This window comes from Modestobacter sp. DSM 44400 (assembly GCF_900107175.1).
In the GTDB taxonomy this organism is placed as follows: domain Bacteria; phylum Actinomycetota; class Actinomycetes; order Mycobacteriales; family Geodermatophilaceae; genus Modestobacter.
This window is the reverse complement of the sequence record NZ_FNOZ01000040.1, coordinates 11,704-36,834: the sequence shown is the minus strand read 5'-3', so window position 1 is coordinate 36,834 and position 25,131 is coordinate 11,704. Positions and strand designations below refer to the sequence as shown.

General features: G+C 74.8%; 24 protein-coding genes and 1 pseudogene. 7 read left to right on the top strand and 18 right to left on the bottom strand.

Annotated elements, in window-relative coordinates:
* Positions 1 to 321 (top strand): transposase (locus tag BLW04_RS19325; protein WP_139306795.1); only part of this gene is annotated, 321 nt, incomplete at its 5' end.
* A 619-nt stretch (positions 322 to 940) separates the two neighbouring features.
* On the opposite strand, the gene BLW04_RS26940 is transcribed toward BLW04_RS19325, so the two are convergent.
* Entirely contained in the window at positions 941 to 2,374 is a 1,434-nt protein-coding gene (locus tag BLW04_RS26940; protein WP_254781795.1) for an STAS domain-containing protein, read from the bottom strand.
* A gap of 92 nt (positions 2,375 to 2,466) precedes the next feature.
* On the opposite strand from BLW04_RS26940, the gene BLW04_RS28700 reads away from it, so the two are divergent.
* The 4 genes from BLW04_RS28700 to BLW04_RS19310 are packed head-to-tail and all read left to right on the top strand — an operon-like array spanning position 2,467 to position 4,500.
* Positions 2,467 to 2,979 (top strand): FAD-dependent oxidoreductase, encoded by a 513-nt coding sequence (locus BLW04_RS28700; RefSeq protein WP_254781794.1) that lies wholly within the window; start codon positions 2,467 to 2,469, stop codon positions 2,977 to 2,979.
* Positions 2,952 to 3,284 carry an FAD-dependent oxidoreductase gene (locus BLW04_RS28695; RefSeq protein WP_254781793.1) on the top strand — a complete coding sequence of 111 codons (333 nt, stop codon included), beginning with the start codon at positions 2,952 to 2,954 and terminating at the stop codon, positions 3,282 to 3,284. The genes BLW04_RS28700 and BLW04_RS28695 overlap by 28 nt, the downstream gene beginning before the upstream one ends.
* 23 nt (positions 3,285 to 3,307) lie before the next feature.
* On the top strand, positions 3,308 to 3,700 hold the full coding sequence (locus BLW04_RS28690) for a glycerol-3-phosphate dehydrogenase C-terminal domain-containing protein (RefSeq protein ID WP_254781792.1): 393 nt from the start codon (positions 3,308 to 3,310) through the stop codon (positions 3,698 to 3,700).
* Between the two features lie 5 nt (positions 3,701 to 3,705).
* Complete coding sequence (locus BLW04_RS19310) at positions 3,706 to 4,500, top strand: methyltransferase domain-containing protein (protein WP_091545958.1); 795 nt, start codon at positions 3,706 to 3,708, stop codon at positions 4,498 to 4,500.
* A 47-nt stretch (positions 4,501 to 4,547) separates the two neighbouring features.
* Here BLW04_RS19310 and BLW04_RS19305 read toward each other — a convergent pair whose 3' ends face one another.
* The 4 genes and pseudogenes from BLW04_RS19305 to BLW04_RS28685 all read right to left on the bottom strand — a co-directional run.
* Positions 4,548 to 4,856, bottom strand: a complete 309-nt coding sequence (locus tag BLW04_RS19305) for a hypothetical protein (RefSeq protein ID WP_139306917.1) — start codon at positions 4,854 to 4,856, stop codon at positions 4,548 to 4,550.
* 11 nt (positions 4,857 to 4,867) lie between these two features.
* Positions 4,868 to 5,638: an FUSC family protein gene (locus BLW04_RS19300; protein ID WP_175484147.1), complete on the bottom strand. Its 771-nt coding sequence runs from the start codon at positions 5,636 to 5,638 to the stop codon at positions 4,868 to 4,870.
* Positions 5,639 to 5,747: 109 nt separating this feature from the next.
* Entirely contained in the window at positions 5,748 to 6,188 is a 441-nt protein-coding gene (locus BLW04_RS19295; protein WP_254781791.1) for a TipAS antibiotic-recognition domain-containing protein, read from the bottom strand.
* Positions 6,189 to 6,420: 232 nt separating this feature from the next.
* Positions 6,421 to 6,513 (bottom strand): annotated as a pseudogene (locus tag BLW04_RS28685) (MerR family DNA-binding transcriptional regulator); the annotation flags it as partial.
* Between the two features lie 107 nt (positions 6,514 to 6,620).
* Here BLW04_RS28685 and BLW04_RS19285 point away from each other — a divergent pair.
* The gene (locus BLW04_RS19285) at positions 6,621 to 7,520 is read left to right on the top strand and encodes a haloalkane dehalogenase (RefSeq protein WP_091545943.1); all 900 of its coding nucleotides are present in this window, start codon (positions 6,621 to 6,623) and stop codon (positions 7,518 to 7,520) included.
* Between the two features lie 91 nt (positions 7,521 to 7,611).
* On the opposite strand, the gene BLW04_RS19280 is transcribed toward BLW04_RS19285, so the two are convergent.
* The 6 genes from BLW04_RS19280 to BLW04_RS19255 form a co-directional block, all read right to left on the bottom strand.
* Positions 7,612 to 7,932 (bottom strand): diguanylate cyclase domain-containing protein, encoded by a 321-nt coding sequence (locus BLW04_RS19280; protein WP_091545939.1) that lies wholly within the window; start codon positions 7,930 to 7,932, stop codon positions 7,612 to 7,614.
* Positions 7,933 to 8,148: 216 nt separating this feature from the next.
* Positions 8,149 to 9,666 carry a sensor domain-containing diguanylate cyclase gene (locus tag BLW04_RS19275; RefSeq protein WP_091545936.1) on the bottom strand — a complete coding sequence of 506 codons (1,518 nt, stop codon included), beginning with the start codon at positions 9,664 to 9,666 and terminating at the stop codon, positions 8,149 to 8,151.
* A 113-nt stretch (positions 9,667 to 9,779) separates the two neighbouring features.
* Entirely contained in the window at positions 9,780 to 10,379 is a 600-nt protein-coding gene (locus tag BLW04_RS19270) for a TMEM165/GDT1 family protein (protein ID WP_091545932.1), read from the bottom strand.
* A gap of 173 nt (positions 10,380 to 10,552) precedes the next feature.
* Positions 10,553 to 11,776, bottom strand: a complete 1,224-nt coding sequence (larC, locus tag BLW04_RS19265; RefSeq protein WP_091545928.1) for a nickel pincer cofactor biosynthesis protein LarC — start codon at positions 11,774 to 11,776, stop codon at positions 10,553 to 10,555.
* Between the two features lie 78 nt (positions 11,777 to 11,854).
* Complete coding sequence (locus tag BLW04_RS19260; protein ID WP_254781790.1) at positions 11,855 to 14,707, bottom strand: diguanylate cyclase domain-containing protein; 2,853 nt, start codon at positions 14,705 to 14,707, stop codon at positions 11,855 to 11,857.
* Positions 14,708 to 14,867: 160 nt separating this feature from the next.
* Positions 14,868 to 16,682, bottom strand: coding sequence for a GGDEF domain-containing protein (locus BLW04_RS19255; RefSeq protein WP_091545924.1), 1,815 nt, complete (start codon positions 16,680 to 16,682; stop codon positions 14,868 to 14,870).
* A 113-nt stretch (positions 16,683 to 16,795) separates the two neighbouring features.
* Here BLW04_RS19255 and pheA point away from each other — a divergent pair, with 113 nt between their 5' ends.
* The gene (gene pheA / locus BLW04_RS19250) at positions 16,796 to 17,734 is read left to right on the top strand and encodes a prephenate dehydratase (RefSeq protein WP_091545921.1); all 939 of its coding nucleotides are present in this window, start codon (positions 16,796 to 16,798) and stop codon (positions 17,732 to 17,734) included.
* 176 nt (positions 17,735 to 17,910) lie between these two features.
* On the opposite strand, the gene BLW04_RS19245 is transcribed toward pheA, so the two are convergent.
* The 7 genes from BLW04_RS19245 to BLW04_RS19215 all read right to left on the bottom strand — a co-directional run bounded on the left by BLW04_RS19245 (position 17,911) and on the right by BLW04_RS19215 (position 25,099).
* Entirely contained in the window at positions 17,911 to 18,246 is a 336-nt protein-coding gene (locus BLW04_RS19245; RefSeq protein ID WP_254781789.1) for a GroES family chaperonin, read from the bottom strand.
* A 64-nt stretch (positions 18,247 to 18,310) separates the two neighbouring features.
* Positions 18,311 to 18,658 carry a metallopeptidase family protein gene (locus tag BLW04_RS19240; protein WP_091545918.1) on the bottom strand — a complete coding sequence of 116 codons (348 nt, stop codon included), beginning with the start codon at positions 18,656 to 18,658 and terminating at the stop codon, positions 18,311 to 18,313.
* A gap of 4 nt (positions 18,659 to 18,662) precedes the next feature.
* The gene (locus BLW04_RS19235) at positions 18,663 to 20,105 is read right to left on the bottom strand and encodes a GuaB1 family IMP dehydrogenase-related protein (protein WP_091545914.1); all 1,443 of its coding nucleotides are present in this window, start codon (positions 20,103 to 20,105) and stop codon (positions 18,663 to 18,665) included.
* A 77-nt stretch (positions 20,106 to 20,182) separates the two neighbouring features.
* Positions 20,183 to 21,550, bottom strand: coding sequence for a uracil-xanthine permease family protein (locus BLW04_RS19230; protein ID WP_091545911.1), 1,368 nt, complete (start codon positions 21,548 to 21,550; stop codon positions 20,183 to 20,185).
* Positions 21,550 to 22,374 (bottom strand): 3-oxoacyl-ACP reductase, encoded by an 825-nt coding sequence (locus BLW04_RS19225; protein ID WP_217631122.1) that lies wholly within the window; start codon positions 22,372 to 22,374, stop codon positions 21,550 to 21,552. Before BLW04_RS19225 ends, BLW04_RS19230 begins: the two co-directional genes overlap by 1 nt.
* Positions 22,371 to 23,927, bottom strand: a complete 1,557-nt coding sequence (locus tag BLW04_RS19220) for an acyl-CoA reductase (RefSeq protein ID WP_091545907.1) — start codon at positions 23,925 to 23,927, stop codon at positions 22,371 to 22,373. The genes BLW04_RS19225 and BLW04_RS19220 overlap by 4 nt, the downstream gene beginning before the upstream one ends.
* Positions 23,924 to 25,099 (bottom strand): LuxE/PaaK family acyltransferase, encoded by a 1,176-nt coding sequence (locus BLW04_RS19215; protein WP_091545903.1) that lies wholly within the window; start codon positions 25,097 to 25,099, stop codon positions 23,924 to 23,926. The genes BLW04_RS19220 and BLW04_RS19215 overlap by 4 nt, the downstream gene beginning before the upstream one ends.
* Between the last annotated feature and the right edge of the window lie 32 nt (positions 25,100 to 25,131).

The following is a 25,131-nucleotide window of genomic DNA, read 5'->3' as shown; positions in this document are numbered from 1 at the left end:
GACACCGGCGCGTTCCGGCTGCTGGCGGACAAGGCGTACTCCCATCCCAGTACGCGGGCGCACCTGCGGGCGAAGAAGATCGCTCACACGATTCCCGAACGCAGCGACCAGATCGCACGCCGCAAGGCCAAGGGCTCGGCCGGTGGGCGACCACCGGCCTGCGATGCCGAGCTCTACAAGGACCGCAACACCGTCGAACGCGGGTTCGGCCGGCTCAAGCAGTGGCGCGCTATCGCCACCCGCTACGACAAATACGCCACCACCTACCTCGGCGGTGTCCTCCTCGGCTGCATGATCATCCATCACCGCGTCCGCAGTTAGCAGACACGCTCTAGGCGCTGCGGCCCTCGACGCGCTGCAGGTGCGCCAGCGCCATCGCCACCTGCTGCGGAGAGCCGACCGCCGGGCCCTGCGCCCGGGCGGCGTGCCACCAGCGCACCGCCTCGGCGGTGTTCCCGGCCTCCGCCGCAGCCAGGGGTGCCGCGCGTGCGGGGCGACCACCCGGAAGAGCTCGTAGGACTCATCGGTCAGCTGTCCCGCGGACGCCGTATCGCCGCGCAGCCACGCGAAGAACTCGGTGCGGCGGGGCAGCCCGTGCCCGGACAGTGCCTGGCGCCTCGTCGGTGGCCCCGAGTTCGGCCGCGCCGGGACGGCCCCACGCCGCGATGCCGCAGTTGTTCAACGTGCGGCCGAGCAGCTCCGGATCGCCCAGCCGGCGGACAGCGCGACGGCGCGCTCGGCATGGCGCACGCCACGCGCGAGGTCCTGGCTGAGGGCCAGCTCGACGCCGAGCGTGCCCAGCTGGCGGTGCTCCGTCGCTGCTCGTCCGCCGAGGGGGCGACCTCGGGAGAGTCGCTGAGCAGGCCCTCCAAGACGGCGACCATCCCGGCGTCGACCGCCCCGGCCCCTGCCGCGACGGCGGGCCGTCGGTGTACCGAACTCAGGCGGTGGCGGCGGGGGAGGGCTCCGAAGGGAACGCCGGCGCGTCGGCGTCGGCGATCACCCAGTGCGAGACCCGGGTCAGCCCGCTCTGCTCCATCAGCCGGCGCAGCGGCGCGGGGGGCTCGACGACCTCCAGCTCACCGCCGAACCGCTTCTGCTTGCGGGCCAGGTGCAGAAGCAGCTCCAGGCCCGCGGAGTCCATCGAGTGGACCCCGCTCAGGTCGACCCGGGACGGCCAGGAGGCGGGACGGACGGAGAGTCGGAACTCGCGGACGACGTCCCTGCCGATGTCGCCGGTGAACCGCAGGTGCCGCACCGGGGCGTCCTCCACCAGGGTGATCGAGCTCGACGCTCCGGCGCGTCCGGGATCGAGGGAAGGCATGCCTCGTCCGGTGCCCGCCTGGGCTACCGTGAAACGCCCGAAGGAGTGTCGTGCCTCTCGGGGCTCAGTCCGGGAGCAGCACCCCCGGGTTGCAGATGCCCTGACGGCCCGCTTAGCGGTCAGCCACCGCTGCATGGGCAGGTCGTCGTCCCGGTCGGCGAGCACGGTGACGTGCAGCGAGGCACCGGTGGGATAGCCGTGCGAGAGGTGCGGCATCACCAGCGGACGGCGGCCCGGGCGGGCCAGCGACTCGTGCAGCGCGCGGCGGACGGCGTACACCCGGGGCAGCGCCGTCCAGGTCGCGGCGGTCTCCAGCGTCTCCACCAGCAGGCCGGCGTCCAGCAGCCGGTCGCGCAGGTACGGCGCGGCGAAGCGGTGCTCCACCCAGGCCGCGCCTACCCGGCTGCCCAGCCGGATGGCGCCGCCGTCCCTGAGCACCGAGGTCGCGGCGCGCTGACGGGCCCGTGCGATCGTCGGTAGCCCCTCCCAGCCGACCACCAGCAGGCATCCCTGCCCGTGCCGGCGCCCGCGCAGGCTCGCCCGCAGCAGCCGCGACCCCGCGCCGGTGGACTGCAGCAGCGTCGCCCGGGTCTCGTCGGGGTCCGACAGCCGGACGACGTCGGGCAGCAGGTCGTGCCGCGCGAGCCGCTGCAGCCCGGCGAGCTCCGCGGCCCAGCTGCGGAAGGACCAGCCCTCGTAGGTCGTCGTCCGCGACGTCGGGCGCACCCGCAGCCGGAGCTCGGTGATGATGCCCAGCGCGCCCTCCGACCCCAGCGCCAGGTCGAGCAGATCGGGTCCGGCGGCCGACGCGGGAGGCTTCCCCAGTTCCAGGACGCCGGTCGGGGTGGCCAGGGTGAGCCCGGCGACCGGGTCGTCGAACCGCCCGACGCCGGTGGAGGACTGCCCTGCCGAGCGGGTTGCCGCGTAGCCGCCGAGGGTGGCGAACTGCCAGCTCTGCGGCAGGTGCCCAGGGTCAGGCCCTCGGGGGCGAGCGCCTTCCAGCGCCGGGCCGCGCATGCCCGGGCCGACCGTGACCAGCGAGGACGGCACGTCGCCGAAGCTGGTGCACGGCGGGCTGCGGTACCTCGCCTCCGGCAAGTCCGGCCTGGCCCGGGGAGAGCGCCCGGGAGCGCGCCGTCCTCATGGGGACGACGGCACCGCACCTGGCGAGGCCGTTGCCCTTCCTGGTGCCCGACGAGGCCGGCCGGGACGTGAGCGCGCTGTCCGGGCTGGGCGGGCGGCTCGGGGACGCCGTTCGGCGGTCGGTGCCCGGCGGGCGGCGCTCGCTGCCAGGCACGGGCCGCGTCTCGGCGTCCGAGGCCGCGCGGATGGCGCCCGGCCTGCGCCCGGGGCGCGGTGGCGTCGTCTTCTGGGACGGGCAGCTCACCGACGACGCCCGGCTGGTGATCGCGCTGGGCGCCGCCGCCGCGTTCGGCGCCCGGGTGCTGACCGGGGTGACGGTCACCGGCGTCGACGGGCCGGTGGTGCAGCTGTCGGTGGACGACGGTTCTTGCGCCGTGGTCCGGGCCGGGGCGGTGGTCAACGCGGCCGGGGTGTGGGCGCAGCGGTTGGCGCCGGGCATCCGGCTGGTGCCCTCGCGTGGGTCGCACCTGGTCTGCCGGCCGCCGTGCTCGGGTCGCCGTCCGCGGCGCTGACCGTGCCGCTGCCGGGGTCGCGTTCCCGCTACGTCTTCGCGCTGCCCCAGCCCGGCGGGCTGGTGTACCTGGGCATCACCGACGAGCCGGTGTCGGAGCCGGTGCTCGAGGATGACCCGGTGCCCAGCGACGCCGAGGTCGACCAGTTGCTGGCCACGGTCAACCAGGTGCTGGCGGTGCCGATCGGCCGGGGCGACCTGGTCGGGGCCTACGCCGGGCTGCGGCCGCTGGTGCTCTCCGTCTCCGCCTCCGCCGGCGCCGGCCCGGTGATGCGACCGCGGACCTGGCCCAGCGGCACCTGCTGAGCTGGGACGCATCGGTCCTCACCGTGGTCGGCGGCAAGCTGACCGCCTACCGCGCGATGGCCTCCGGTGCGGTGGACGAGGTCGTGGCCTGGTACGGCCGGGGCGCCCGCCGGTCCCCGACCGCGCGGCTGCCGCTGGTGGGCGCCGCGCCGCCGCTGGCGCTGGGCCGGGTCGACGCGCCCGGCCGGCTGGTCGCCCGGTACGGCACCGAGGCGCCGCTGGTCGCCGCGCTGGGGTCCGACCCGGTGGTCGAGGGGCGGCCGGAGACGGTGGGAGAGCTGCGCTTCGCCGTCCGGGCGGAGGGGGTGCGGACGGTCGCCGACCTGCTGGACCGGCGCACCCGGATCGGCCTGGTGCCCGCCGACCGGGCGCTGGCGGTGCCGGTGGCGTCGTCGGTGCTCGCGGCCGAGAGTTGACGGACATGGACAAGTACACCCACGGGCACGCCGACTCCGTCCTGCAGTCGCACCGCTGGCGGACGGCGGAAAACTCCGCGGGGTACCTGCTTCCGTCGCTGCGGCCCGGGCAGGACCTGCTGGATGTCGGCTGCGGGCCCGGCACGATCACCGTCGACCTCGCCCGGCGGGTAGGCCCCGGCCGGGTCGTCGGACTGGACGTGTCGGCGGCGCCGCTGGACGAGGCCCGCGCCCTGGCCGCCCGCTCCCAGGTCGAGGTGACGTTCGCGGTCGGCGACGTCTACGCGCTGGCGGCTGACGACGACTCCTACGACGTCGTGCACGCCCACCAGGTGCTGCAGCACCTCACCGATCCGGTGGCCGCGCTGCGCGAGATGGCGCGGGTCAGCCGGCCCGGCGGGGTGATCGCCGTCCGCGACGTCGATTACGCCGTGACCACCTGGTTCCCGGCCGATCCCGGCCTGGACTCCTGGCTGGACCTCTACCGGCGGGTGGCCCGTCGCAACGACGCCGAGCCCGACGCCGGCCGCCGGCTGCTGTCCTGGGCGCACGCGGCCGGGCTGCGGGACACGGTGGCGACGACGACGGCCTGGTGCTTCGCCACGCCCGGGGAACGCTCGTGGTGGGGGAACTCCTGGGCCGGCCGGGCGACCGGGTCGGCGTTCGCGGAGCAGGCAGTCGCGTACGGCCTGGCAACGCCGGCCGAGCTGGACGACGTCGCCGCAGCCTGGCTGCGCTGGGCGGCCGCCGACGACGGTTGGCTGGGGATGCTGCACGGCGAGCTGCTCATCCGCGTCTGACCACTCGGGTGGCCACAGTGGCCACTCTGGCCGGAGTTCGGAGCGGGTCAGGCGGACTGGGGGAACCGCACCCACGCCTCCAAGGCCTCCAGCGAACGGTGCATCCCGACGGCGACCGCGCCCAGGGCGAAGAAGCCCTCGTCGTCGGCGACCTCGGAGGCGCGCAGCAGGGTCGTCAGCCGGGTGCGCGCGGAGAGCGCGTCGGCGATCGCGGCGTCCCGGTCGTCGGGGGCGTCGTCCGTGGCGTGGTACGGAATGCGCACCACCCGGGCCAGACCATCCAGGGCGTCGGCGAGCACCCAGCCGGTGCCGTCGTCCACCCGGTCCAGCCCGCGCCGGTGCGGCTGGAACTCCACCACCAGCGTCGTCAGGTCGTCGACCAGGACGGCGATCCGGTCCAGCGCGCGGGACTGCCCCGGATGCTGCCGGCGGTGCCCTGCCAGCGGTGCGCCCGCGGGTTCGCCCGGCGGGCCCGCTCCACGAGCGTCTCGGCCGCGCGCATCTGGTCCAGCGACCGGTCCAGCTGCCGGCCGCGCTCGGCCCAGTCGCCGGCTGCGGGCACCTCGCCGTTGCGCAGCGCAGCCGCGATGGATTCCAGGTGGACGGCCAGCCGGTCGCGGGTCCGGGCGATCGCCCGCACCGCCGTGGTCAGCTGCATCGGCGGGAACAGCACGGTGGTCACCAGCACACCGATCGCCGCTCCGAGCAGCGTGAGCCCGGCGTAGCGCAGCACATAGGGCCCCGGCTCGCCGGCGCCGACGGTGATCATCAGCACCGCGGCGAAGCTGACCCAGCTGGCCTGCTCCCGGAGGATCCGCAACCAGCGCTCCACGCAGACGGCCAGCGCAACGATCAGTGCGATGGTGAGGGCGTTGGGCACCGCCCGGGTCAGCTCGTACACGCCGTACGCGAGCGCGAAACCGAGCAGGATCGCGAGGACCGACCGCCAGGCGGCGTTGGCCGAGTCCGCGACGGTCGGGTGGACGGCGATCACCGCGCCGAGCGGGGCGTAGTAGGCGTAGTCGGACAGCAGTGGGGGCAGCAGCACAGCCACCTGCCACGCCAGTCCGGCCGCCAGGGCCGACCGGACCCCCCGCTGTATCCATGGCTGCTGCAACAGCCCGATGACCCGTCCCACCCCGCCAGGATGCGGTCCGCAGCCTTCCAGGAGACGTCCGGGGGGCGTGATGTCGCTCGCCCTCCGGCCCCTGGGGGCCAAAATGGCCATTTTGGCCCCCAGGGGTGGGTCAGCCGGACAGGCGCACGGCGTTCGCCTGGGCGGTGCTCACGTACTGCGCGAGCCCCGGCGCGATCCGCTCGTAGTGGGCGGTGAACCGCTCGTCCTCGAGGTACATCCGGCCCAGCCCGGCGTGCATCTCCGGTGAGCAGTCGTAGAAGTACCGGCCGATGTGCGCCCGGTGCTCCTCGGCCAGGTCCATCGCCTGCTCCGACGCCGCGGGGACGCCGTCCGCCAGTGCCGCGGTGAGTCGCCGCTCGACGTCGTCGGCGTCGGCCTTGATCGCCAGCCAGGCCTGCTTGTCATACGTGGCGGTCCGGCGCTGGGACTGTGCCCACGCCTCGGTCTCGCCCCACCGCTCGTAGGCCTCGTGCTCGTCCACCCAGTTCTCCCCGAAGACCTCGAACCGTTCCTCCGGGGTCAGTGAGATCCCCATCTGCCGTGCCTCCATCTCCTTCTCGACGGCCGCGACCATCGCCTCGGTGCCTGAAGGACCTCGTCCTCCCCACTGCTCGCAGGCTCGCGGCGGGACCCGGGACGAGGCCGCTCCAGCATGTCACCAGGCCCGTCTGCAGGGGCCCGCGCCGAGCCTGCGAGGTGTAGGGGGCAGGCGGGTCCTTCCGCCGCTGCAGCCGGTCCAGGTCGCGCACGCCGTAGCTGCGGTAACCCGCCGCCGTGCGGTCGCCGGGCCCGACCAGGCCGATCCGGTCGTAGTGGTGCAGCGTGCGCACCGTGATCCCGGCCAGCCGGGCCAGCTCTCCCACCGTCCAGCTCATCGCTCCTCCTCCCTCGTCGACGGGTCCACGGAACAGCCTGACGTCGCGTCAGGGTCAAGCTCATTCCCCGGGGGGCGAGTTGCGCGCCACGCTGACAGCATCGGGGGATGCCCGACGACGTCCGCCCGCCCGTGCCCGCCGCCGACCCGTTCCCCCGCTCCAGGATCCGCATCGGGGAGCAGGAGATGGCCTACGTCGACGTCGGGGAGGGAGACCCGATCGTCTTCCTTCACGGCAACCCGACGTCGTCCTACCTGTGGCGCAACGTTCTCCCGCACGTGCGGCACCTGGGCCGCTGCATCGCCCCGGACCTGATCGGCATGGGGGAGTCCAGCAAGCTCCCTGACCCGGGGCCGGGCACCTACTCCTTCGCCACCCACGCCCGCTTCCTCGCCGAGTTCCTCACCGCGGTCGAGGCCACCGATCGGGTCACCCTGGTGCTGCACGACTGGGGCTCGGGGCTCGGCTTCGACTGGGCCTCGCGGCATCCGGACGGCGTCCGTGGCATCGCCTTCACCGAGGCGATCGTCACCCCGGTCACCTGGGCGGACTGGCCGGCCGACGCGACGAAGGTGTTCCAGGGCATGCGCTCGTCGGCGGGTGAGCAGATGGTGCTGGACAAGAACGTCTTCGTGGAACGGATCCTGCCGGCCTCGGTGCTCCGCGGACTGACGCCCGAGGCGCACGACCATTACCGGGCGCCGTTCCACGAGCGGACCGACCGGTGGCCGACGCTGGAGTGGCCGCGGCAGATCCCGATCGAGAACCTGCCACCGGACGTGCACGACGTCGTCGACCACTACGGCCGCTGGCTGGCCGGCAGCGAGGTGCCCAAGCTGTTCATCAACGCCGAGCCGGGGTCGATTCTGGTCGGCCGGCAGCGGGAGGTCGTCCGCCGCTGGCCGGCGCTGACCGAGGTCACCGTGCCGGGTTCGCACTTCGTGCCCGAGGACGCCCCCGACGAGATCGGCCAGGCGCTGGCCCGCTGGATCCCGACGCTGCGCTGAGTAGGCACTGAGTAGGCATAGGAAGCTCTTCACCCGGTCCTGGCGCGGAAACCGGGTAGAAGGCTTCCTATGCCTCATGCGGCGGCGGGGCTCAGGCCAGCCGGCCGCTGCCCTGCCGTTCCAGCCGTACCTCGGCCATCGCCCGGTCGGCGGCGGCCAGCAGCGTTTCGGGGGTGGAGTCCCGCCCGGACACGGCGATGCCCACGCTGACGCGCACCGGGGCGAGGACGTCCGGCGACGGGCGCAGCGGGGTCTCGAAGGCGGCGGCCACGCGCGCGGCGATGGCACCCGCGTCGTCCACCACGGTGATGCCGGGGCACAGCAGCACGAAGGTCTGGCTGCCGATGCGCGCGACGAGGTCGCCCTGCCGGACGGCGGTGACCAGCCGGCCGGCCGCTTCTGTGCGAGGAATAGCTCCAGGCGCTCGACGAGCAGGCTGCGCACCGGCAGACCGGTCAGCGGGTCGGGCATGGTCCGGCGGCGCAGCCGCGACGCGAACTGGTGTTGAGCGGCGACGACCGCGGCCGTCACGACAGTCACGTCCTGCGGTTCGACCAGCCCGGTGGGGTCCATGGCCGTACTTCCTTCCGACCGACCGGGGGTCGGTTGCCGTCCACGGGCTCGGCCGTCAGGCGCGGCCACGCCGGACCCCGTTGACCTGATACATCGCCTCGTCGGCGGCGGTCAGCAGGGTCTCCGCCGTCGAGCCGGCCCCGGCGAACGCGAGGCCGATGCTGATGCCGACCGTGTGCAGCTGGCCGGGGCCCGAGCGCAGTGGCTCGGCCAGTGCCGCGGTGACCCGCGCGCGGACCGCGTCGGCGGTCCCCGTCACGTCGAGACCCGGGCAGAGGACGACGAACTCGTCCCCGCCGATCCTGGCCACCGTGTCGCCCGGACGTACCGCGGCGACCAGCCGCGCGGCGGTCTCGATGAGCACGACGTCGCCGGCGGTGTGTCCCCAGTTGTCGTTGACCGCCTTGAACCGGTCCAGGTCGCAGTAGAGGACGGCGAGTGGGCCTCCGCTGCGTGCCCTGGTGGCCAGTGCGAGCTCGAGCCGGTCGACCAGCAGGCTGCGGTTGGGCAGCCCGGTCAACGGGTCGTGCAGCGCGGCAGCGCGCAGCCGGTTCTCGAGTTCGCGTTGTCCGGTGACGTCGGCCATGGTGATGACCGCACCGAGCCGGCGCCCGGAGGTGTCACGCACCTGCTGGCCGGAGCAGGAGACGATCCGGGCCGGGCGTCCGGCCGCGGCCATGGTGACCTCGACGTCGTGCAGCCGCCCCTTCTGGAACAGCCGGGTGAGGAGACCTTCCTCCACGGCGAGCGGGGTGCGGCCGTCGGCCGCGTCCTCCGAGGTCGGACCCGGGTCGTGGTCGGGGCCGTTCCAGCGGCGGACGGTCTCGTTGCGGACCGAGATCCGGCCGTCGGCGTCCGCGGCCACCACGCCCACCGGCAGCGCATCCAGCAGTGCGGTGTCGAAGGCCCGGGCCGCGCCCAGTTCCTCGTGTACGACGGCGAGCTCGGCTCGGGCGGCCTCGGCGGAGGCGGCGAGCTCGACGGCCAGCCGCGCGCACCGTCGGCGTTCGAGGAGACCGACGACGACGGTGGCGAGGTCGGCGAGCCGGTCGGGACCGTCGGCGGCGGGGCCGGTGCACGGTGTCGTGTCGTAGACGCAGATCGTGCCGATCGCGACGCCGTCCAGTCGCAGGGACGCACTCGCGTAGAAGCGCGCGCGGCCCCGGCGCCCGTCGACGGCAGGGTGGTCGTGGAACCGGGGATCGGCAGCGAGGTCCGGGGACCAGAACACGGCGGGATCGGTGTACGTGCGGGCACAGATCGAGTCCTTCCGGGACCGTTCGCCGGCCGGCGCACCGTGGGCCGCCAGCGAGCACTGCCGTGCGGCGTCCAGGATGTTGATCTGCGCGTACGGGGCGCCGGTCAGTGCGGCGGCGATGCGGGCGACCGCGTCGAGTTCCGTATCGGCCGGGGCGTCGAGCAGCGCGAAGGCGGCCAGCACCTCGCTCTCCCGCCGCGCCCGGACGTCGGTCTGCGGGTCGGTCGGGACCCGGTCGGCGCGGCGGCTCCGGCGCGCGAGGACGGACCCGTGCGCCATCGGCGCCTGGACCTCGCTGTGCGGCAGCGCTGGCACGTCGGCTTCCCCTCGTCGGTGCCGGATCGGGCGTCGACCGGCACGGGGAGCAACGGCGACTGGGCCGCTCCCCTTGAGTTCCGGTTCGGCGTTCCACCCCCTCGGGGGAGGGGTCAGCCGGCCAGCGTGCGGATGGTCTCCATCACGGCGACCACGGCGAAGACCAGGAACAGGCCCGCCGCGACGCGGTGCAGCAGCGCGACCGGCAGCCGGTCGGCGAGCGCGCGGCCGAGGAACGCGGCCAGCCCGGAGATGACCAGTAGCGCCGCCCAGGCGCCGACGAAGACCGACACCGGCTCGGCGTAGCGGGCCGCGAGCCCGGCGGTGGCCAGCTGGGAGAGGTCGCCCCACTCGGCGGCGAACAGCACGCCGAAGGAGATTGCGGCCGCCCGCAGGAACGAGGTCTCCTCGCGGGCCTGGGCGACCGCCTCGTCGTCCTCAGCGCCCTTGCGGGACTCTCGCCAGAGCAGCACCGCGCCGGTCAGGAACAGCAGCGCCACCACCCCGCTGACCAGGGCGTCGGGCAGCAGGGACAGCAGGCTGCCGGCGGTGACCGCGATGGCCACCTGCAGTCCGAAGGCCAGACCGACGCCGACGGACACCGGCAGCGGAGCGAAGCGGGTCGCCAGCAGGAGGGTGGCGAACAACGTCTTGTCCGGCAGCTCGACCGGCAGGATCAGCACGAAGGCGGCCAGCACGACCGACACGACCACGGGGGGCTCTTCTCTGTACGCGCGCGCGCCCGGGCGGGTGCGACGTGCGCCTCCGACCGGCAGCGCACCGATGGGTGGACTGCAGGGCCGAAGGTCTCGCCCACCTGCGCCGGGGCGCAGGCCCGCTGACCGGGCGCGCGGGCGCGCCAGCATGTCGACCAGCGGTCGGGGGGCTACTCCCCTTCTCGGGCCAGAGGATAGTCGATGCCCTCGACGGGGCCGGCGACGCCGCCGGGGTGCGCGGCGTGCGCGGCGGCGGTCGCGCCCCGCAGGACCTCCTTGACCGGCAGCCCGAGCGTGCCGGCCAGCGCGGCGACGTCGTCGAACTCGACACTGACGTTGACCACCCGGCCGGCGGAGCGGGCGACCTTCACCCCGACCCGTCCGCCGAGCACGGCGACGGTGTCCTGCCGCCGGTCGAGGGCCACCTTGTGCACCGGCTGGGCGCGCAGCCCGATCGTCGAGGTCGCGGCGAACACAACCGCCTGGACGGCGTCGGCGGCCGGCGCGGCGCACAGCACCGACAGGGTGTGGGCGGGGCGGCCCTTCTTCATCAGGATCGGGGTCAGCCACGCGTCGGCGGCGCCGGCGGCCAGCAGGTCGGTGAGCACGCCGGGCCACAGCCGCGGGTCCAGATCGTCGACGTTGGCTTCCAGCAACAGGCCGTCGGAAGGTGCGGCGGCTGGTTCGCCCAGGACCAGGCGCACCAGGTTCGGCAGCTCGACCGGGTCGCGTCCGCCGGCGCCGCTGCCCACCCGCTGCACCCGCATCGGCGGCAGCGTCGTCCACTCCTGCACGCGGGCGGCGATCAGCGCGGCCCCGGTGGGGGTGCACGTCTCGGCGGGCACCGGCCCGGCGAGCACGGGCACGCCGGCGAGCAGCTCCAGCACCGCGGGCCCGGGGACCGGCACCACGCCGTGCGCCCCGCGCGCCGAGCCGCTACCCAGCGCCACCGGGGAGGCGGTGAGCCGGTCCAGGGCCAGGTGCTCGAAGCCGGCCACCACGCCGACCACGTCGGCGAGCGCGTCCAGGGCACCGACCTCGTGGAAGTGCACCTCGTCGGCCGGCACCCGGTGCACCCGGCCCTCGGCGACCGCGAGCCGCTCGAAGACCGCCAGCGCTCCGTCGCGCACCCCCGTCGGCAGCGCGGCGGCGGCGAGCAGCTCCCGGACGTCGGCCCAGGTGCGGTGGACGTCGCTGGCCGGCGCGTGCACGTGCACCCGGGTGGCGCCCAGCCCGTGCCGGGTCACCTGTTCGGTGGTCAGGGTGATCGGCTCCACCGGCAGCGCGGCGACGGCGGCCCCGAGCACGTCGAGCGGAACGCCTGCGTCGACCAGAGCGCCCAGCAGCATGTCCCCACTCGCCCCCGCGGACAGGTCGAGCCAGCCGATGGTCATGGGTTGATTCTTCACCACGAGTTGATCATCGGCGTATGGCTGCGTGACACGCCCGAGGGCTCAGCCACGCGCCGATGATCAACTCGGGGGACGGGGCTGCCGCTGCGCGGTCCGCCGCGCGATGCGCGCGGCGAAGACGCCGGCCGACCAGCCGTTGTCGATGTTGCTGACCACCACGCCGGGCGCGGCGGAGTTGAGCATCGTCAGCAGCGCCCCGAAGCCGCCGAAGGCGTTGCCCTGCCCGGTGGAGGTGGGGACGGCGACGATGGGCACGTCGGTGAGCCCGCTGACCACGCTGGCCAGCGCGGCGTCCAGCCCGGCGACGACGAGCAGGCAGTCGACCTCGGTGAGCAGCGACCGGTCGGCGAGCAGCGGACGCATCCGGCTGCCACCGACGTCGTCCACGCGGACGACCTCGGTGCCGGTGACCCGGGCGACGAAGGCCGCCTCGGCCGCGATCGGGGTGTCGCCGCTGCTGGCGCACAGCACGCCGACCCGGCCGATCGGTTCGGGCAGCGGGCCGACGGCGGCGGACATCGCCCCGGCGTCCATGGTCGTGTACGCGTCGTGCTCGCTGGCCAGGGCGACCAGGGTCTCGGCGCTGGCCCGGACGACGACGGCGGGACGGTCGGGGAACTCCCGGCGCGCCTCCCGTACCAGGGCGAGCACCTGCTCGGTGCTGCGGCCGGTGCCCCAGATGACGTCGGGACCCGGGGTGGCGGCGGGCTCGATCGCTGCGGGCGCGGTCGCGGGGATGGGAACCGGCGCCGCCACCGGGGCGCTGGGCTCCTGCACCGGCGCGATCGGGGGAACCACGGCCGGGCCGACGGTCCGGCCGGCCGAGCGCGGCGGGCCGAACAGTTCGTCCAGCGGGCTGCGGCGCACCGGTTCCTCGACCGGCGGCTCGACCAGCAGGGGGGCGAAGCCACCGGCGTCATCGGCGCGGTCGTCCTCCGACCGCTCGTCGGGTCCGTCGTCCAGCGGGTGGGCGCTCACGTCGCCGACCCTAACCGGCGTTCCGGCGGTCTCCGGGACGTCGACGGCCGTGTCGGCGTCGCTACCCGCCGTCACCAGCTCGCCGACGACGACGGCCGTGTCGTCGGTCGCGGAGGCATCTGTGGCCCGGGTCTGGGTGATCCCGGAGAGCCGGATGACGCGGTCCCGGCCGCCGCGCTTGGCCTCGTAGAGGACGCCGTCGGCCGCGGCGAACAGTGTTCGCCGGTCGTCGCCGCGGGCGGCCGAGGCGATGCCGACGCTGATCGTGACCGGCACCTCGACGCCGAGGGCGGACCAGTCGTAGCCGGCGATCGAGCGGCGGATGCGCTCCATCGCCCGCTCGGCCTGCTCGGCGGTGGTGTCGGGCAGCAGGATGACGAACTCGTCGCCGGCCCAGCGGCACACCTCGTCTGTGTCGCGGCAGCCGTCGACGAGCAGCTGCCCGACCGCCCGCAGCACCGCGTCGCCGCCGGGATGGCCGACCGCGTCGTTGATCGACTTGAACCGGTCGATGTCCACGACGGCCAGGGCGGGGGTCTTGCCCGAGGTCAGCAGGCCGTCCAGCCGGGCCTCGGCGTACCGACGGTTGGGCAGGTGGGTCAGCGAGTCCTCGTAGGCCTGCCGGCGGAGCTGCCCCGCGGCCCGCTCGGTCTCCAGCAGGCTCTTGCGACGGCCGAACAGCTCCACCCAGCGGGTGCGCCGCTCGTCGACCCGGTCCAGCTCGTCGGCGAGGTAGGCCTGCAGGTAGGGCAGTGCCCGCGCGGCGTCGTCCAGCTCCGCGTGGAGGGTGCACAACTCGCGCAGCGCGGCCCGGCGCACCCGGGGCAGCCCGTGCTCGGTGGCCAGGGCCAGCGCGGCGGCGAGGTGGTCGTCGGCGGCGCGGCCGTTACCGGACCGGCGCAGGGCCCGGCCCAGACCCAGCTCCGCCGAGGCGAGCAGCGCCCGATCGGCCGGGCCGGTGGCGGCGCTCACGGCGGCGCGCAGCAGCGCGGCCGCGGCCGTGTGGTCGCCGAGGCCGACCAGCGCCCAGCCGTGCACGACCTGGGCGTCGAGCGCGCCCGGGTCGCCGGCGGTCAGCTGCCCCAGCGCCCGGACGGCGAGGTCCCGCGCCTCGGCGAAGTGCGGTGCGGCGGCCTCGGGGACGCCGTCGTCCAGCAGGCCCTCGCCCACCTCGGCGCACAGGGCAGCCAGCCAGGTGGCGGCGTCGGCGGCCAGCGCCCGGGGGCTGCGCTCGACCGGACCAGAGCTCGCCCCGATCGGCTGCTGGGCCGCGGTCTCCGCGGTCTCGGCGGCGCGGCGCTGGTAGTCCAGCGCCAGCGGCATGAGCTCCAGGTCGGCCAGCACACCGGCCAGTGCGCTGAGCGTGTGCACGAGCAGCGGGGTCGCCGGCAGCGCTGGGCCCAGCAGGCTCGCGGCCTCGACCGCCTCGTCCATGGCGGCGTCGACCCGCCGGGAGAGCAGCTCGATGCGGGCATGCCGGACCAGCCCGGCGGCGCGCTGGAGGTCGTCGTCCTGGGCGTCGAAGGCCGCCCGCGCCGACCGGACCAGGGTGATGGCCAGCGCGGCGTGGGTCGCGGACTCGGTGCGGGTGTCGACGCCGGTGCGTGGCTCGTCGCCGTCGGGCCGGTCGCCGTGCAGTTCGGCGACGCCGGCATGCAGGTCCAGGGCGCCGTCCTGCTCGGGGCCGCCCTCGACGAGCGGCTCGCCCAGCAGCGAGTAGCCGGCCAGCCGTAGTCGGCGGACCAGCAGCTCGGCGCGCAGCGTGTCGGCCCAGGCGCGGGCCAGGGAAATGCGGGGGGCGCCGCCGAGCTCACCGACGGCTGCGGTGTGCGGCGGCAGCGACCGGTCGATGTCGGCGAGCAGTGCCTCGGCGGTGTCCAGCTGCCAGTTGTTCAGGGCCGAGCTCACCTGCTGGTGCAGGACCCCGGGTGGCACGAGGGCACTCTGCCTGGTGGCCGAGGGGGAGTTCCGCACCGGGGTGCCGGCATGCCGACCGCGGCCCGGGGTGCCGGCCGGGCTGCGCTGCGCCCGGGGACCGCGCGGGGTGCGCAGCGTCACGCGGCGGCCCCGGCAACGAGCCTGTTCGCGGGCCCGGTCACGAGGCGACCTCGCTCTCGTCGAACGCCCAGCCCGGCGGGCGGGCGGCCTGGCTGCCCAGCACCTCGGCGACCAGCTCGTCGACCGAGGCGTTCAGCGGCGATGGGTGGCTGGCCGGCAGGGAGGTCGACGGCCCGGCCGAGGTGGCCCGGACCCGGTTGCGCCCGCCGCGCTTGGCGCCGAACAGGTGCAGGTCGGCGCGGTCGAACAGCGCCCGCCACGGCTGTGGGTTGCCGGCGCCGTCGGGGGCGGCGGTGGCCACCCCGATGCTGACGGTGACCGGGTCGGTGATCTCCAGGGCTGTCCAGTCTTCCTCGGCGACCGCGGTACGCAGCCGCTCCATGGCCACGACGGCCTGCGGCTCGGCGGTGGCCGGCAGCAGCACCAGGAACTCGTCGCCGGCCCAGCGGTACACCTCGTCACCGGTGCGGCTGTGCTGGCGCAGCAGCTCGGCGAGCCGGCGCAGGACGGCGTCCCCGTGCAGGTGGGAGTGCGCGTCGTTGACGGCCTTGAACCCGTCGACGTCGACGACGGCCAGCGACACCGGCCCGCCGTCGAAGTCCAGCTCGGCCATCCGCCGCTCGGCGCTGCGCCGGTTGCCCAGTGTGGTGAGCGGGTCCTCCAGGGCGTGCCGGCGCAGGACGGCGGTCTGCCGCTCAGCCTCGCCCAGCCGGCTGCGCCGGACGAACATCTCCGCCCACAGCTCGCGGCCGCGCAGGTGCGCCCGGGTCGTCTCGTTGCGGTAGGCCTCCAGCCAGTGCAGCGCCTCGGCGGTGCGGCCCATCGCGGCGGTGGTCTGCCCGAGCTCGAGCAGGCACTGCCGGTACCGGCGGCGGTCGCCGACGGCGGCGAAGGCGCCCGCGGCACCGACGAGCAGGTCGGCGGCCTCCTCGCCGGGCGCGCCGGCCACCCCGGGGGCCCGCGGGTGCCCGGCGGCGGCCTCCCGGTCGGCGTCGCGCTCGCGCAGCCGGAACAGCAGGCGGGCCAGCACGAGGTCGGCGTAGCCGAGCAGCCACAGGCCGCCCCCGTCGGCCTCCACCCGGCCGCGCACGCGGCGCAGCGGGGTCAGTGCGTCGTCCAGCTGGCCGGACAGCGTCATCGCCCAGGCGGTGACGACGGCGAGCAGGTCCTCGTCGCCCTCCGCGGGCTCGTAGGGCAGTTCGCGGGCGGTCGTCGCGCAGGTCAACGCCAGCTCGGCCAGCTCCCGGGAACGGGCCTCCTCACCGCGGCGGTGCACGGTCTGGGCGAGCTCCGCGTGCTGCTGGGCGCACAGCCGGAGCAGCAGCCAACGGTCGGCGAGATCCGGCAGGGCCTGGGCCACCTGGGAGCCCCGCAGCGACTGGGCGGCCGCGAGCTCCTCGAGGTCGAGTCGGGTCAGGGCGAGGGAGAGCCAGTGGTGGGCCTGGTGCAGGGCCCGGGTGGGCTCCTCGGCGCCGACCTGGTCGGCGAGCAGGCTGGCGTCGACGGCCAGGTGCATCGCGGCGTCGAACCGGTCGGCGGCCACCTCGACGTGGGCGAGGTAGGCGAGCACGAGCGCCCGCTCGGCCGACAGCGGACAGCGCTCGAGGGCGGCGCGGGCGACCGCGACGGCCTCCGCCGCGCCGTCGGAGTCGCTGTCGAAGAGGCGGGCCCGGGCGGTGAAGGCGCTGCCCCACGCGTCCCACAGTGGCTGTCCGGTGCCCGCGAAGGCGGCCTCCACGGGGGCGAACTCGGTGCCGAAGGCGCGCGCGCCCTCGGCGTCACTGCAGGCCAGCAGCCGCCAGCGGGCCGACTCGAGCAGTGGCTCGTCGACGGCCTCGGTCCCCGGGGTCACGCGCTCCTCCAGTCAGCTGTCCGGTGCCGCACGACGTGCGGACCCGGCCGGTGACGTGGCAGCTCCCCCCGTGCCCGGCCACTCGCCCGGCACGCCCGCACTACCCTCGCCGGATGCCAGGAACAGCACCGACGAGGTTCGCCTTCCTCGGGCCCGAGGGTACCTTCGCCGAAGCCGCGCTCGGCACTCTCGCTGCCCCGTCCGAGGGGGCCAGCCGGCCCGAACCCAGCGTGGCCGCCGCCCTGGCCGCCGTCCGGGCCGGGGAGTGCGAGGCGGCGCTCGTACCGCTGGAGAACTCGGTCGAGGGCTCGGTGCCCGCGACCATGGACGGCCTGGTCAACGGCGAGCCGCTGGTCATCACCCGCGAGGTGTTCCTGGCGGTCGCCTTCGTGCTGGCCGTCCGCCCCGGGACGACGCTGGCCGACGTGCGCACCGTGGCCAGCCACCCGCACGCGCTGGCCCAGTGCCGCAGCCGGGTCGCCGCCCTGCTGCCCGGTGCCGACGTCGTCCCCGCCGCGTCCACCGCCGACGCCGCCCGCCGGGTGGCCGCCGGGGAGTGGGACGCCGCGGTCTGCGCGTCGATCGCCGCGAACCGGTACCGGCTCACCGCGCTGGAGGCCGACCTCGCCGACCACGCCGGCGCGGTGACCCGCTTCGTGCTGGTCGCCCGGCCCGGACCGCTGCCCTCGCCGACCGGCGCGGACAAGACCACGATCACCGCGGTGGTCCCCGACCGCACCGGCGCCCTGCTGGACCTGCTGGCCGAGTTCGCCGTCCGGGGGATCAGCCTGACCCGGATCGAGTCGCGGCCCACCCGGGAGCGGCTGGGCGTCTACTCGTTCTCCATCGACTGCGAGGGCCACGTCCGCGACCGCCGGGTGGGCGACGCGCTGGCCGCGCTGCACCGGCTGTGCGCGGAGGTGCGCTTCCTGGGTTCCTATCCGCGGGCCGACGACCAGCCCGGGAAGCCGGTGCAGGACCGGGTCGGGGACGCTGCCTTCGGCGACGCGGACGCGTGGCTCGCCCGGGTCAGGACGGGCTCGGCGGGATGACGGCGTGGTGCGCCGGCCGGTTCTTCGCCGCTCGGTCATGGTCACCCAGTGTGCGGCATCACCGACGCAAGGCAACCCCTGGCTACGGAACAGTTCGTCACAGACCGGGATGCTGGTCTTCCGCGTGTCGCCGCAGGCCACTTCCGGGGTCCTGCGGTAAGGGCCGGGCGTGCTGGTCAGAGGTAGAGGCCCGTCGACTCCTCGATCCGCTCCGCGGCGACGGCGTGCACGTCGCGCTCGCGCAGGATGATCAGGTCCTCGCCGTGCACCTCGACCTCGTGCTGGTCCTCGGGGGAGAACAGCACCTGGTCACCGACCGCGACCTGCCGCACGTTGGGCCCGACCCCCCGCGCCTCGCCCCAGACCAGCCGCTTGGCGACCTGGGCGGTGGCGGGGATGAGGATGCCGCCGCTGGAACGCCGGTCGCCGTCCTCACGGCGCAACGACACCAGCAGCCGGTCGTGCAGCATCTTGATCGGCAGGCCGCCGGCGGTGGCGTCGTCCCCAGGCACGTGGCGGACGCTACCCGCAGCCAGCCCGGCCAAAGTGGCCACATCGGCCGGGCGGACGGCGGGGTCAGCCCCAGCCGAGGGCGTGCAGCCGCTCCTCGTCGATGCCGAAGTGGTGCGCGATCTCATGGACGACGGTGATCGTGACCTCGTCGACCACCTGGTCCTCGTCCTCGCAGATCCCGCAGATCGCCACCCGGTAGACCATGATCCGGTCCGGCAGCGCCCCGCCGTAGTCCCAGCCGCGCTCGGTCAGCGCGTAGCCCTCGTAGAGCCCGAGCAGGTCCGGTTCGTCGGGGTTGCGGTCCTCGACCAGGACGACGACGTTGTCCAGCAACGCCATCAGCTCGGCCGGCACCTCGTCCAGGGCATCGGCGACGAGCTCCTCGAAGCGGGGCAGCGGGAGCGGGTCCATCAGCTCACCAGCTCGTCGGCAGCGGGCGGCCCTCCTCGTACCCGGCCGCGCTCTGCACCCCCAGCACCGCACGCTCGTGCAGTTCGTCGACGGTCCGCGCGCCGGCGTAGGTGCACGAGGAGCGCACCCCGGCCACGATCTGGTCGATGAGGTCCTCCACGCCGGGCCGGGCCGGGTCCAGGTACATCCGCGAGGAGCTGATCCCCTCCTCGAACATGCCGGCGCGGGCCCGCTCGAAGCTGCTCTGCGACGACGTCCGCGCCTTGACCGCCCGGGCCGAGGCCATTCCGAAGCTCTCCTTGTACTGCCGGCCGGACCCGTCGGTGTTGATGTCGCCGGCGCTCTCGTAGGTGCCGGCGAACCAGGAGCCGACCATCACGTTCGCCGCGCCGGCGGCCAGCGCGAGGGCGACGTCCCGGGGGTGCCGGACGCCGCCGTCGGCCCACACGTGCTTGCCCAGCTCCCGGGCGGCCGTGGCGCACTCCTCGACCGCGGAGAACTGCGGCCGGCCGACCCCGGTCATCATCCGGGTGGTGCACATGGCGCCGGGGCCGACGCCGACCTTGACGACGTCCGCGCCGGCCTCGATCAGGTCGCGGGTGCCCGCGGCGGTGACCACGTTGCCGGCGACCACCGGCACCTGCCGGTCGCCCCGGCCGGCGACGGTACGGACGGCGCGCACTGCCTCGATCGCCTTCTCCTGGTGGCCGTGCGCGGTGTCCACGACCAGCACGTCGACCCCGGAGTCCAGCAGCGCCCCGGCCTTGCCGGCCACGTCGCCGTTGATGCCCACCGCCGCCGCGGTGAGCAGCCGGCCCGCGCCGTCCAGTGCGGGGGTGTACAGCGCCGAGCGCAGCGCACCCTTGCGGGTGATGACGCCGACCAGCCGGTCGCCGTCCACCACGGGGGCGGCGTTGACGCGCGCGTCGGTGAGCACGTCGAAGACCTTGGGCAGGTCGGTGCCGGCCGGAACGGTCAGCGGGTCGGGGGTCAGCACCTCCGACAGCTGGGTGAACCGGTCGACGTCCTGGCAGGCGCCGTCGGTGACCACACCCACCGGCCGGCCGTCCTGCACCACGACGACGATCCCGTGCGCGCGCTTGCCCAGCAGCGACAGCGCCTCGCCCACGGTGGAGGTCGGCCCCAGCGTGATCGGGGTGTCGTAGACCGGGTGCCGGTCCTTGAGCCAGGAGACGACCTCGCCGACGACGTCGATCGGGATGTCCTGCGGCAGGACGGCGAGGCCACCGCGGCGGGCGACGGTCTCGGCCATCCGCCGTCCGGAGATCGCGGTCATGTTGGCGACCACCACCGGGATGGTCGTGCCGACCCGGTCCGGCGTGGTCAGATCGACCTCGAGCCGGGAGCCGACCGTGGAGTGGGCCGGCACCATGAAGACGTCGGCGTAGGTCAGGTCGCTGGCTGGGCGGTCACCGAGGAAGCGCATGCCCCCATGGTCCCGCACCGCACCTCCCTGCCGGCGCAGCAGGGACCGGCCCGGCCGGTCACCGTCGCGAGGAGTCGTCAGGGACGGTCCGCACCGCTCTCGCCGGGTGCCATGCCCGCTGGGTCCATCGGCCGGGCGGGGGACCGGGCGGAGCGTCGGCGTCGCAGGGCGTCAGGAACCAGGCTGACGAGCACCTCCAGGACCACCACGACGACCGCTCCGACGATCAGTGGCGAGGAAGCGAGTTCGGCCAGCAGTGGGGGCCAGCCGGTGAAGGAGCCGCTCATCGTCGGCACCCCGACGCCGACCAGGATGCTCAGCGGCGCCACCAGGTTGCGCTCGGGGCGTCCCCGGTCGCGGACCACCAGGTGCAGCCCGCTCATCAGCACGGTCGCCGCGGCGGGCAGGAACAACCCACCCACCACGGGGGCAGGTGTGGCCACCAGCACCGCCGCGAGCTTGGGCACGAAGGCCAGGACCAGGAAGACCACCGCCGCGGTGCGCACCACGGCGCGGCTGGCGACGCCGGTCATCCGGATCACCCCGAGGTTCTGCGCGTAGGCGGTCGTGCCGAACCCGCCGGCCAGCGCGGACACCGCCGAGCCGGCGGCCTCGCCGGCAACCCCCCGGCCGGCCTGCCGGGAGCTCAGCGGAGCGCCGGTCAGGTCCGCCGTCGCCTCGTACAGGCCGAGTGCCTCCACCACGGCGACGAGGAAGACGATCACCATGGTGACGGTGATCCCGAGGTCGAAGGTGAGCCCGCCGTAGGGCAGTGGGGAGGGCAGCCGGAACCACGGCTCCTGGGCCACCGGGGAGAAGTCCAACCGGCCGAGCGGCAGCGCCAGCACGTCACCGGTGACCAGGGCGGCCAGGAAGCAGAAGGCACGGAACCGGGGCCCGGCCGCGCTGCCGACGACGACGACCGCGGTGGTGGCCCCGGCCAGCAGCAGCGTCGGAGCGGATGCGAAGTCCGCCGTGCCCGGGTTGCCGAAGAACTCCTGCACCGTAAAGCTGGCCAGCGAGATCCCGACCAGGGTGATCACGACTGCCGGGACGGCTCCACCGAGCACCCGACGGAGCCGGGCCACGCCCCCGGTCAGGGCGGCGACCAGCACCAGGCCCGCGGCGATGAGCAGGCCGGTGCTGGCGGCGGCCAGGTCGCCGGCCTTCGCGTAGCCGATGGCGAGCGGGTCGAACGCCGAGGACGGGCCCTCGACCACCGGCAGCCGGACCAGCCGGGTGCTCTGCACCAGCGTGGCCAGCCCCGCGCCCAGGAAGGTGGCGATGAGCAGGTTGGTCGCCAGCGCGGCGCTCAGCCCACCGGCGCCGGCGATGTAGAGAGGGTCCAGCCACACGTTGGACACCAGCACCTGCTGTGCCGCGAGCAGACCGTGCCGGCCCGGCGGCAGCCGCTCCTCCACCCCGCCCACGGACTCCTCGGGCATCAGCGCATCACCAGCCCGCCGTCGACGAACAGGCACGCCCCGGTGACGTGGTCGGACCACCGGCTGGCGAAGAACAGCACCGCGCCCGCCACGTCGGCGGGAGTGGTCAGACGCCGCAGCGGTGTCGCGGACTCCAGGTCGTCCCGTTGCTCGTCGGTGGCCACCGCGCTGGAGTCGGTTCCGGGGACCAGGCCCGGAGCGATGCAGTTGACGGTGATGCCGAAGGGCCCGAGGTCCGCGGCCAGGTTGCGGGAGAACCCGACCACGGCGGCCTTGGCCGTCGTGTAGTCGTGGTACGGCACGCCCGGTCGCTCGATCAGGTCGCTGACGATGGTGATGATCCGCCCGTTCCCGCGAGCCCTCATCCCTGGTATCGCGGCCTGGCACACGGTGTAGGCGCCGCCCACGCTGCCGGTGAACTGCGCCGAGTAGTCCGCCCAGGGGATGTCCCAGGCGGTGCGGCGGCTCAGCGGGTCGAAGGTGTAGCTGTGCAGCGCGTTGTTCACCACGACGTCGACCGGCCCGAAGCGCTCGGCGACGGCGGCGACCATGTCGGCCACGGCGGCGGCATCGGTGACGTCCGCGGCGAAGGACTCCGCCCGCCCGCCCAGCTGCTGGATGTCCCGGACGACCTGGCGTGCGCGGTCGGCGTTGCGCAGGTAGTTCACCGCGACAGCCGCGCCGTGTGCGCCCAGCGCCCGGGCGATCGCGGCACCGATGCCGCGGCTGGCTCCGGTGACCACCGCCACCCGACCGGCCAGCAGGTCGCTGCGGCCCAGTCCCGACACACCGTCCGGGAGCTCGGAAGCAGCCGGGGCGTTCACAACCCCTCCCGCCCGTTCCGCGTGCCGGACGCCGCGCCGGGACGGGTCCACTCGGGGTCGTAGCTCTCCATCGTCAGCTCGGCGGCTCCTTCGATGTCCACCCAGCGCACCAGTGCGGCCAGGCTCCCCCGCCCGTCGTGGTGCCAGCCCGCCGCAGGGTCGGGCATCTGGCCGACGGCGCAGATCCGGTCCACCCCGCACCGGCCCAGCACCTCGGCCCAGCCGGTCAGTCGCTCGGGGGCGCACGCGACGCCGGCGGTCTGCAGGTACCGGCGCACCGGTGCCAGCAGTGGCTCCAGTTCGGCGACGTCCGAGACGGGGTGGACCCGCACGACCCGGTTCAGCGGGGACAGCGTGAAGGCGGCCGGTCGCTCCTCGTGGACGACGGTCCACGCGGTCGTCCCATCGCTGGCGAACAGGGCGACGCCCGCCGCGTCGTCGTAGGAGCGGAACTCGTACTGCGCCCGGACCTGCTCGATCGCCGCACTGTCGGCCAGACCGAGGCGGGCGCGGGGCCGGGTGACCTCGAACCGGGCCATCTCGCCGGCCAGGGCGGCGCTGAAGGTCTGCGGGTCGACCCCGCCGTCCCGCTCGACGAACACCACGTGGGGCGACAGGCACCCCTGCTGGTCGTACTGGGACACGTCCCGCGCGACGCGTCGCGCGGTGTCGGGATAACGGTTGAGCGCCAGAGCCTCCCGGCCCACCACCGCGAAGCTGACCTTGTGCCCATAGGCGATCACGGGCACTCCGGTCGGAACGCGCGCCGTGACGCTCTGCACCGCGGCCTGCCCGCCGGTGACGGTGACGGCATCACTGCGCGCGAACGCGGCGGCCTCGACGTCCGCGGCTCCGCCTGGCCAGGGCGCGACAGCCAGACACCGGCCGAGGTCGGGGTCCTCCTCGGCCAGGCTCCGGGCCAGGAGGACGGGGAACAGCGGTTCCCCCGACGCGGACTTCCCCAGCGTCGCAGACTTCACCAGCAGGGCGCAGATGATGTTCCAGGCGGGCAGGCCCGGCACGTTGCCCGCGAAGACCTGGGTGGTCAGCCGCGGCCCGAACGCGCGCGACCGGCCACCGGCCCGGTTGGGCTGGAAGCCGTCGAGGACGAGCGGATTGTCGAAGTCGGCCGCCAGGAACCGCAGCAGCCGGTCTGCGCGGAAGGTCTTCAGGTGATCTTTGAGGCCCCGCCGGACCATGTCGGGGGCGTATCCGGTGATCTGCGGCAGGAGGCGCTCGGCCAGCCGCCGCCCCGGGTGGTCCGGGTCGTACCAGCGGGCCACGGCGCGCCCCACCACCTCGGCGATGTCCATGACCGGGCGGTCGGCGAGGACGGCGGCCTGGGCCGCCAGCAGCCGGTCGCAGACCAGCTCGACCACGTCGGGTGTGAGGACCGGCGAACGCAGCAGCACTGCGCCCCCACCGCCGTCCACCCGGCGGGTGACCCACGTCAGCCCGCCGAGCTCCGGAGCCGTCAGCTGGGGCAGGAAGAAGGAGTCCAGCACCTCCGCGCGGGAGCTGTCGAGGTCGTCGACCACCGGGTCGGCGGTCACCGGTGCGCGCCCCGGACGGCGGTCAGGAACTCGTCGACCGCGATCGAGCAGCCACGGGCCTCGCTCCCACTCGCCCGGCCCAGCAGGACGAAGGGCCGCGGACCGGCCGAGGTCGGGTCGCCGTCCGGCACCAGGTAACCGGTGTCCTCGGACAGCACGGCCAGGCATGAACCCCGGTTGGCGAGGTCGTAGTGGACCACCAGCCCCGGCTGGCCGTCGGGCACCGGCAGCCGGGTCACCGGGTCGACGATCCGGACCCGCGCCCACGGGGGCACCGTCTTGGGGCGTGGGCCGGCGCCCCCCAGCCCGCTCTCGTAGTACTGGGTGCTGATCTCGGTCATGCCGTAGTAGTTGGTGCACCGGGCGTCGGGGATGCCCAGCCGCTCGCCGAACGCGGCGCGCAAGCCCTCGGGGGAGACCTCCCTCGAGCGCCCCTTGAACCCGCCGGTGTCCAACAGCCGGCTGCCCTCGGGGAGCTGGAAGGCGAGGCCTTCCTGTGCCAGGGCGTCCAGGACGTGCACGTAGGCGAAGGAGGTGCCCAGGAGCGCCACCGGCACCTGGGCCGTCTCGGCCTCGCGGAGGGCGGCGGTCAGAGCCGACACCTGCACCCCGTGGTCGTCGACGAAGAAGTCGCTCCCAGGGGCGCCGAAGAAGTCGACCAACCGGCCGAAGAAGTAGGCGATGGAGGAGTGCGGCTGCGTGGCCGGCGGTGGGTTGAGGACCAGCAGCCGGATCCGGTCCAGGTCGGGCAGGAAGGAGGCGGCGAAGTTGGCTCTGAGCGAGGCGTCGTACAGGTGCAGGTGCGGATGGTGGTTGCGCCCCCGGCGGGCGGGATCGGTGCTGCCGCTGGTCAGAAAGACGGCCGCGGCCTCCGCCGGCGGCTGGACCGCCAGCGGCAGCTCCTTGAAGGCCGTCAGCGGGACCGGCGGGATCTGCGTCCAGTCCCCGAGGCGCCCCGGCTCGGCCCCCCGCACCCGGCAGAACCGCCGGTAGGAGACGTTGTGCTCGTACTGGAAGGCGAACAGCTCCAGCGCGAGCCGGCCGAACTCCGCGTCCTGGGCCCGCGCGTCGGGACCGCCGGGCTCCGGCGCCCGCTCGATCAGCGCCTGCAGCCTCAGGTCCAACTCGTCCCGGAGGAGGCCGGTCGCGGCGGCACCCGGGTCGGCGGTCACCGGTGCACCGGCGCGGGCAGGAACGACAGGTG

Excerpts from the sequence above, each read along its gene's own strand:
- BLW04_RS28700 (WP_254781794.1), top strand. The coding sequence starts at position 2,467 with ATGGGGACGACGGCACCGCACCTGGCGAGGCCGTTGCCCTTCCTGGTG.
- BLW04_RS19310 (WP_091545958.1), top strand. The coding sequence starts at position 3,706 with ATGGACAAGTACACCCACGGGCACGCCGACTCCGTCCTGCAGTCGCAC.
- BLW04_RS19295 (WP_254781791.1), bottom strand. The coding sequence starts at position 6,188 with ATGGAGGCACGGCAGATGGGGATCTCACTGACCCCGGAGGAACGGTTC.
- BLW04_RS19285 (WP_091545943.1), top strand. The coding sequence starts at position 6,621 with ATGCCCGACGACGTCCGCCCGCCCGTGCCCGCCGCCGACCCGTTCCCC.
- larC (WP_091545928.1), bottom strand. The coding sequence starts at position 11,776 with ATGACCATCGGCTGGCTCGACCTGTCCGCGGGGGCGAGTGGGGACATG.
- pheA (WP_091545921.1), top strand. The coding sequence starts at position 16,796 with ATGCCAGGAACAGCACCGACGAGGTTCGCCTTCCTCGGGCCCGAGGGT.
- BLW04_RS19240 (WP_091545918.1), bottom strand. The coding sequence starts at position 18,658 with ATGGACCCGCTCCCGCTGCCCCGCTTCGAGGAGCTCGTCGCCGATGCC.
- BLW04_RS19235 (WP_091545914.1), bottom strand. The coding sequence starts at position 20,105 with ATGCGCTTCCTCGGTGACCGCCCAGCCAGCGACCTGACCTACGCCGAC.
- BLW04_RS19230 (WP_091545911.1), bottom strand. The coding sequence starts at position 21,550 with ATGCCCGAGGAGTCCGTGGGCGGGGTGGAGGAGCGGCTGCCGCCGGGC.